The sequence below is a fragment of the Micromonospora maritima genome (assembly GCF_902825405.1).
GTDB classification, from domain to species: domain Bacteria; phylum Actinomycetota; class Actinomycetes; order Mycobacteriales; family Micromonosporaceae; genus Micromonospora; species Micromonospora maritima.
This window is the reverse complement of sequence record NZ_CADEAU010000301.1, coordinates 1-6,683: the sequence shown is the minus strand read 5'-3', so window position 1 is coordinate 6,683 and position 6,683 is coordinate 1. Positions and strand designations below refer to the sequence as shown.

The following is a 6,683-nucleotide window of genomic DNA, read 5'->3' as shown; positions in this document are numbered from 1 at the left end:
GGCCCTGGCCCGGGCGCTGCCGCCGGGCGCGCCCCGCCGGCCGCTCGCCGTCGCGCGGGCCCACCAGCTCGCCGAGGAGTACGCGCTGCCGCGCGCAACGTTCCTGCAACGTCGCGGAAACTAGCCTCCCGCCATCCACCCCTCACGGACGGCGGAGGTACCCATGACGCGCTACGACGCCCCCACCCACTGGCAGTCCCGCTACGACCACTACATCGGCGGCGAGTACGTGAAGCCGCACGGTGGGAAGTACTTCGAGAACCCGACCCCGGTGACCGGGCAGACCTTCTGCGAGGTGGCCCGGGGCACCGCCGAGGACGTGGAGAAGGCGCTCGACGCGGCGCACGGCGCGGCGGACGCGTGGGGCCGCACGTCGGTGGCCGAGCGGTCGCTGATCCTCAACCGGATCGCCGACCGGATGCAGGACAACCTGGAGTCCCTCGCCATCGCCGAGACGTGGGAGAACGGCAAGCCGGTACGCGAGACGCTGGCCGCCGACATCCCGCTGGCGATCGACCACTTCCGCTACTTCGCCGGCGCGATCCGGGCCCAGGAGGGCTCACTCGGCGAGATCGACGACGACACCGTGGCCTACCACTTCCACGAGCCGCTGGGCGTGGTCGGCCAGATCATCCCGTGGAACTTCCCGATCCTGATGGCGGTCTGGAAGCTCGCCCCGGCGCTGGCCGCCGGCAACGCGGTGGTGCTCAAGCCGGCCGAGCAGACGCCCGCCTCGATCCACTACCTGCTCTCGCTGGTCGGCGACCTGCTGCCGCCGGGCGTGGTGAACGTGGTGAACGGCTTCGGTGTCGAGGCGGGCAAGCCGCTGGCGTCCTCGCCCCGGGTGGCGAAGGTGGCGTTCACCGGCGAGACCACCACCGGGCGGCTGATCATGCAGTACGCCAGCGAGAACATCAAACCGGTCACGCTGGAGCTGGGCGGCAAGAGCCCGAACATCTTCTTCGACGACGTCAGCGCCGCCTCCGACGACTTCCGGGACAAGGCACTGGAAGGCTTCACCATGTTCGCGCTCAACCAGGGCGAGGTGTGCACCTGCCCGTCCCGGGCGCTGATCCAGCAGGGCCACTACGCCGACTTCCTGGCCGCCGCGGTGGACCGGACCCGTCAGGTGCGCCAGGGGCACCCGCTGGACACCGAGACGATGATCGGCGCGCAGGCATCCAACGACCAGTTGGAGAAGATCCTGTCCTACCTGGACATCGGGCGGCAGGAGGGCGCTCGCGTCCTGACCGGCGGTGAGCGGGCGGACCTGGGCGGCGAGCTGTCCGGCGGCTACTACGTGCAGCCGACCATCTTCGAGGGCGACAACTCGATGCGGATCTTCCAGGAGGAGATCTTCGGCCCGGTGGTGTCGGTGACCTCCTTCGCCGACCTGGACGACGCCGTGAAGATCGCCAACGACACGCTGTACGGGCTCGGCGCCGGCGTCTGGACCCGGGACATGACCACCGCGTACCGGGCCGGGCGGGCGATCCAGGCCGGCCGGGTGTGGACGAACTGCTACCACGCCTACCCGGCGCACGCGGCGTTCGGCGGCTACAAGCAGTCCGGCATCGGCCGGGAGAACCACAAGATGATGCTGGAGCACTACCAGCAGACCAAGAACCTGCTGGTCAGCTACTCGCCGCAGAAGCTGGGCTTCTTCTGATGGGTGACCCGGTGACCCTGACCCCCGCGGCGGCCGACCTGATCCGGTCGCTGCGGGGGCAGCACGGCCCGCTGATGTTCCACCAGTCCGGCGGCTGCTGCGACGGCAGCGCCCCGATGTGCTACCCGGCCGGCGAGTTCCGCACCGGCGGCTCGGACGTGCTGCTCGCCTCGCTGGCCGTCGACGGCGTGCCCGAGCCGGTGGAGTTCTGGATGTCGCGCGCCCAGTGGGACCTGTGGCAGCACACCCGGCTCACGGTCGACGTGGTGCCCGGCCGGGGCAGTGGCTTCTCGCTGGAGGCGCCGGAGGGGGTCCGCTTCCTCATCCGCTCCCACCTGGCCGGCTGATCTGTCCGAGATCTTGCAGCTCGCGGACATCGCGGCGGTGGGATGCTGACGCCGTCCACATCGGAGCAGCATCCCACCACCGCCCGACAGGAGCCCGCCCATGCGCCCGGCCCGACACCCCCTGCTCGCCGCCGGCCTCGCCACGGCCGCCACCGTCGCCACGATCGGACTCGCTCCCGGCGCCGCCGTCGCCGCCCCCACCTCCACTTCCACCATCTCGGTCGACTGGTTCGGCACCGCCGAGCCGGACGCCCACACCGCCACCGTGCGGGGCCGGTTCGACTGCGGCGCCGAACGCGGCCTGGCCTACATCGAGGTGCACCTCGACCAGCGGGTACGTCGCGGGTCGGTCACCGGCTTCGGGTTCGGCGTGATCGGCGCGTGCACCGACGACCGCACCGCCGGCACCTGGACCGCGACGGTCCGAGCCGACGCCGGCACGTTCCGCCCCGGCCCGGCCACCACCACCGCCCGCCTGGTCGTCGAGCCCAACTCCCTCACCGAGACCACCGAACGCGTACGCCTCCGCCCCCACTGCCCGCGCCGCTGACCCTCTCCCTCCCTCTCCCCTCCCCGCGATCTTGCAGTTTGTGCCCCGGAAATGTCGCAATGGTGGGCTTATATCGGGTAGGTAAGTGCAAGATCGCGGGGCTCAGGGGACTCGGGTTACGGGGTGAGGGCGGCGCGGAGGGTCGCGAGGATGTGGGACGGGCGTCGGTAGAGGTCGCGGTCGGTGAAGTAGCGCATCCGCCATCCGTTCGCGTCCAACCAGTTGATCCGATCCCGGTCGTATCGCATGCGGTCCCGGTCGAGGTGGGACAGACCGTCGTACTCGATTCCCACCCGCCGCTCGCGGTAGCCCAGATCTGTTCGGTAGCGCGGGATGCCGCAGTGGTCATGGATCCACATCTGGGGCTCCGGAGCGGGCAGCCCGCCGTCGATCAGCAACAGCCTCAACTGGCTCTCCTGCCGGCACTCGGATCGGCCGTCTGCTCGCGGCAGGAGATCACGCGCCTGCCGAACTCCACGTAGGGCCCGGTGCAGGGGCAACTCCGCAATGAGGTCGTCGACGGTCACGGCGCCGCAGCGGAGTGCGGCGTCGAGCACCGGCAGGGCGTCCATCCGGCGAACGCCCCGGGCGAGGTCGACCGCGCACTGGACGGCAGGCACGCACGGTAGCCCGCCGACAGACACCGGCCGGATCGGCAGGACGGAGTGATGGACGACGAGACCCGGTAGCCGAGGCTTGGCGATGCTCGGCGGCAACTGCACGTGCACCGCGGACTCCCGGAGTACACCGAAACCGTGCCGACGCGCCGCGGTGTGCATGGCCAGCATCGCGTCCTCGGGGAGGCACCGCAGCAGTGCCCGCAGCTCGCCTTCGTCGTCGCACGGCGTCGGCGCGTAGACACCGCGCCGGACCCGGATCAGCTCCTCCCGCTGGACCTGCGTCCGTAACCGCTTCACGGTGAGCACCCGCATCAGCTCCCGCGTACGCCACAACTCCGTCGACACGGCCACACCATGCCGCCCCGCCCACCCCCACCCACCCCCCTCACCCACCCCCCTGTGGACAACACCCCCCATGTGCAAACCCCCACCCCAACCCCCTCCTTGTGCTAGCCCCGCACACACCCGCACGCGATCTTGCACTTAGCGCCCTCGATACGCCCGAAAAGAGCCGTAATGCCGGGGCCGGAAGTGCAAGATCGACGCGGGTGGGGGTGGGGGTGGGGTGGGGCGGCGTTCAGCGGGCGTCGAGGAGGGGCTGGGTGGGGTTCCAGGGGGTTCCCGAGGCGGTGTCGCGGCGGCGGCGGGCGATCGCGGACAGCGCCTCCAGGACCACGCGGTTGCCCAGGTACGCGGTGATGTCGGCGTGGTCGTACGGCGGGGCTACCTCGACCACGTCCAGGCCGACCACGGGCAGCTCGTAGCAGACCCGGCGGACCGCGTCGAGCAACTGCCGCGAGGTGAACCCACCCGGTTCGGGGGTGCCGGTGCCGGGGGCCATGCCGGGGTCGACCACGTCCACGTCGACGGAGAGGAAGACGCCCTCGCACTCGTCGGTCGCGATGCCGAACGCCTCGGTGAGGCAGGTGTCCAGCCCGCGCGCCACGATCTCGGTCATCTCGTACGAGCGCATCCGCTGCTCGGCCATCCACGCCAGCGTGTCCGGGCCGGGCCAGTAGCCGCGCAGGCCGATCTGGAGGAAGCGGTCGCCGCGTACCGCGCCGGACTCGATCAGCCGGCGCATCGGCTGGCCGTGGCCGTGCAGGGAGCCGAACTCGACGTCGCCGGTGTCGGCGTGCGCGTCGAAGTGCACCAGCGACACCCGGCCGAGCCCGTGGTGCCGGGCCACCCCGGTCGCGTCGGGCAGCGCGATGGAGTGGTCGCCGCCGAGCACCACCGGGATCGCCCCGGCGGCGGCGACCGCGTGCACGGCGGTCTCCAGCGCGGCCAGCGAACGCTCGATGTCCCCGCCGAACATCTCCACGTCGCCGGCGTCGTAGACGCACAGGTCCTTGAGCGCGTCCACGCGCAACGCCAGCGACGGGCGGGAGCCGTCGTGCGGCAGGTAGCAGGCCTGCCGGATGGCGGACGGGCCGAACCGGGTGCCCGGCCGGTGCGAGGTGCCCCCGTCGAACGGCGCGCCGATGATCACCACGTCCGCGTCGGCGTAGGTGACCGGCTCCTCGACGGTGCACGGCGGCACGCCGAGGAACGTCACGTCGGGGCCGTACATCGGGCCGTACCGGGTCATCGCTCCTCCATCCCCCACGGTGAACCGTAGTCGCTGAGCAGGTCCAGGAAGGGCCGCGGTGGCAACGCCTCGGGTCCGAGCACGCCCGCGCCGGACCAGGCGCCGGTGGCGAGCAGTTCCAGCGCGACGACGGGGTTGACCGCGGTCTGCCAGACCACCGCCTGGTGGCCGTACTCGGCCATCGACCACTCGTTGTCGACCACGTGGTACAGGTAGACCCGGCGGGGCCGGCCGTCCGGCCCGGTGCCGGTCACGTACGTGCCGGCGCACGTCTTCCCACTCATCCGGTCACCGAGCGTGGCCGGGTCGGGCAGCGCGGCGGCCACCAGGTCGCGCGGCGACACGTCGACGCCGCGCACCCGCACCGGCTGGGTGGAGTCCAGCCCGAGCTTGTGCAGTGTGCGCAGCACCTCGATGAACTCCGCGCCGAGGCCGTACTTGAACGTGACCCGCTTCGCCGGCACCCAGCGCGGGATGAGCAGCACCTCCTCGTGCTCCACGTTGACGCACTCGACCGGGCCGATGCCGGCCGGGAAGTCGAAGACCTCCGGTTCGCTGAACGGCTCGGTGGTGAACCAGCCCCGCCCCGCCTCCCAGATCACCGGCGGGTTGAGGCACTCCTCGATGGTGGTCCAGATCGAGAACGAGGGGGCGAACTCGTAGCCGGCGACGGTGAGGTTCGCGCCGTCGCGTACCCCGATCTCGTCGATCTCGGTGAACAGCTCGTCGGCGGCGTAGCGGGCGAAGACGTCGGACAGGCCCGGTTCGACGCCGATGCCGCACAGCGCCAGCCGGCCGGCGGCGGCCCACCGGTCCGCGACGGCGAACTGCTCGTCGCCGAGCTTGATCCCGGGCTCGGCGTAGGGGCGCTCGGGGTGTGGCCGGGACAGCGACATGGCCATGTCGAGGTAGTCGGCCCCGGCCGCGAACGCGCCGTCGAAGATCGGCATGACGAAGCGCGGGTCGACCGCGTTGAACACGTGGGTGATCCGGTGTTCCCGGCAGAGCGCGGCGACCGCCTCGGCGGAGGACGCGTCGACGGTGGCGGCCACGAACCGGTCACCGTGGTCGGCGACCGCCCGGGCGGCGCGCGCCGGGTCGTGGTCGGCGACCACCATGGTCTCGAAGAAGGTACGGCGGGCGGCGATGGATACGGCGGCGGAGCCGACGCCACCGGCGCCGACGAGCAGGATACGCATCAGGAGTCGAACCCCAGTCCAAAGCGGTCGAGAGTACGGAGCCAGAGGTTGCGCCGCCCGTCCCGCGCGTCGGCGCGGGCGAGCGACCAGCGGGTGAGGTTGATGCCGGCGGCCCGGAACGGCTCCGGCGGGAACGGCAGTGGCTTGCGTCGCACCAGGTCGAGTCGGGTCAGTGGAGTGTCCGCGCCGGCGAGCAGGTCGAGCGTGACGCGGGCGCCGAAGCGGGTCGCGCCGACGCCGAGCCCGGTGTACCCGGCCGCGTACGCCAGCCGACCCTCGTAGGCGGTGCCGAAGAACGCGCAGAACCGGGTGCAGGTGTCGATGACCCCGCCCCAGCGGTGGCTGAACCGCAGCCCGTCCAGTTGCGGGAACGTGGTGAAGAAGTGCGCGGCCAGGGTGCGGAAGGTGGCCTCGCGCTGTTCCAACCCGGGGGCCACCCGGTTGCCGTAGTGGTAGACCGCGTCGTAGCCGCCGAACAGGATCCGGCCGTCGGCGGTCAGCCGGTAGTAGTGGAACTGGTTGCCGGTGTCCGCCAGCCCCTGCCGGTTGCGCCAGCCGATGGCGTCCCGCTGGGCCGGGCTCAGCGGCTCGGTCGTCAGCGCGTAGTCGTAGACCGGCACGGTCCAGGCGCGCAGCCGGCGCAGCAGCGGCGGGAACGCGTTGGTGGCCAGCGCCACCCGCCGGGCCCGCACCGTGCCGGGCGCGGC

General features: G+C 71.9%; 7 protein-coding genes. 3 read left to right on the top strand and 4 right to left on the bottom strand.

Annotated features, from left to right (window positions below; genetic code table 11):
- Window positions 1-163: 163 nt before the first annotated feature.
- The 3 genes from exaC to HUW36_RS22425 all read left to right on the top strand — a co-directional run bounded on the left by exaC (window position 164) and on the right by HUW36_RS22425 (window position 2,566).
- Window positions 164-1,669, top strand: a complete 1,506-nt coding sequence (gene exaC, locus HUW36_RS22435) for an acetaldehyde dehydrogenase ExaC (RefSeq protein ID WP_174529983.1) — start codon at window positions 164-166, stop codon at window positions 1,667-1,669.
- The gene (locus tag HUW36_RS22430; protein WP_174529982.1) at window positions 1,669-2,016 is read left to right on the top strand and encodes a DUF779 domain-containing protein; all 348 of its coding nucleotides are present in this window, start codon (window positions 1,669-1,671) and stop codon (window positions 2,014-2,016) included. The genes exaC and HUW36_RS22430 overlap by 1 nt, the downstream gene beginning before the upstream one ends.
- Before the next feature lie 100 nt (window positions 2,017-2,116).
- On the top strand, window positions 2,117-2,566 hold the full coding sequence (locus HUW36_RS22425; RefSeq protein WP_174529981.1) for a hypothetical protein: 450 nt from the start codon (window positions 2,117-2,119) through the stop codon (window positions 2,564-2,566).
- Window positions 2,567-2,682: 116 nt separating this feature from the next.
- Here HUW36_RS22425 and HUW36_RS22420 read toward each other — a convergent pair whose 3' ends face one another.
- The 4 genes from HUW36_RS22420 to HUW36_RS22405 form a co-directional block, all read right to left on the bottom strand.
- Window positions 2,683-3,531, bottom strand: coding sequence for a DUF559 domain-containing protein (locus HUW36_RS22420; protein WP_246248277.1), 849 nt, complete (start codon window positions 3,529-3,531; stop codon window positions 2,683-2,685).
- A gap of 232 nt (window positions 3,532-3,763) precedes the next feature.
- A complete protein-coding gene (speB, locus tag HUW36_RS22415) occupies window positions 3,764-4,777 on the bottom strand; it encodes an agmatinase (RefSeq protein ID WP_174529979.1) in 1,014 nt (337 codons plus the stop codon).
- Window positions 4,774-5,976, bottom strand: coding sequence for a saccharopine dehydrogenase family protein (locus HUW36_RS22410; RefSeq protein WP_174529978.1), 1,203 nt, complete (start codon window positions 5,974-5,976; stop codon window positions 4,774-4,776). Before HUW36_RS22410 ends, speB begins: the two co-directional genes overlap by 4 nt.
- On the bottom strand, window positions 5,976-6,683 hold a 708-nt coding region (locus HUW36_RS22405; RefSeq protein ID WP_174529977.1), incomplete at its 5' end, for an NAD(P)/FAD-dependent oxidoreductase. The genes HUW36_RS22410 and HUW36_RS22405, both read right to left, overlap by 1 nt.

Excerpts from the sequence above, each read along its gene's own strand:
- HUW36_RS22425 (WP_174529981.1), top strand. The coding sequence starts at position 2,117 with ATGCGCCCGGCCCGACACCCCCTGCTCGCCGCCGGCCTCGCCACGGCC.
- HUW36_RS22430 (WP_174529982.1), top strand. The coding sequence starts at position 1,669 with ATGGGTGACCCGGTGACCCTGACCCCCGCGGCGGCCGACCTGATCCGG.
- speB (WP_174529979.1), bottom strand. The coding sequence starts at position 4,777 with ATGACCCGGTACGGCCCGATGTACGGCCCCGACGTGACGTTCCTCGGC.
- HUW36_RS22410 (WP_174529978.1), bottom strand. The coding sequence starts at position 5,976 with ATGCGTATCCTGCTCGTCGGCGCCGGTGGCGTCGGCTCCGCCGCCGTA.
- exaC (WP_174529983.1), top strand. The coding sequence starts at position 164 with ATGACGCGCTACGACGCCCCCACCCACTGGCAGTCCCGCTACGACCAC.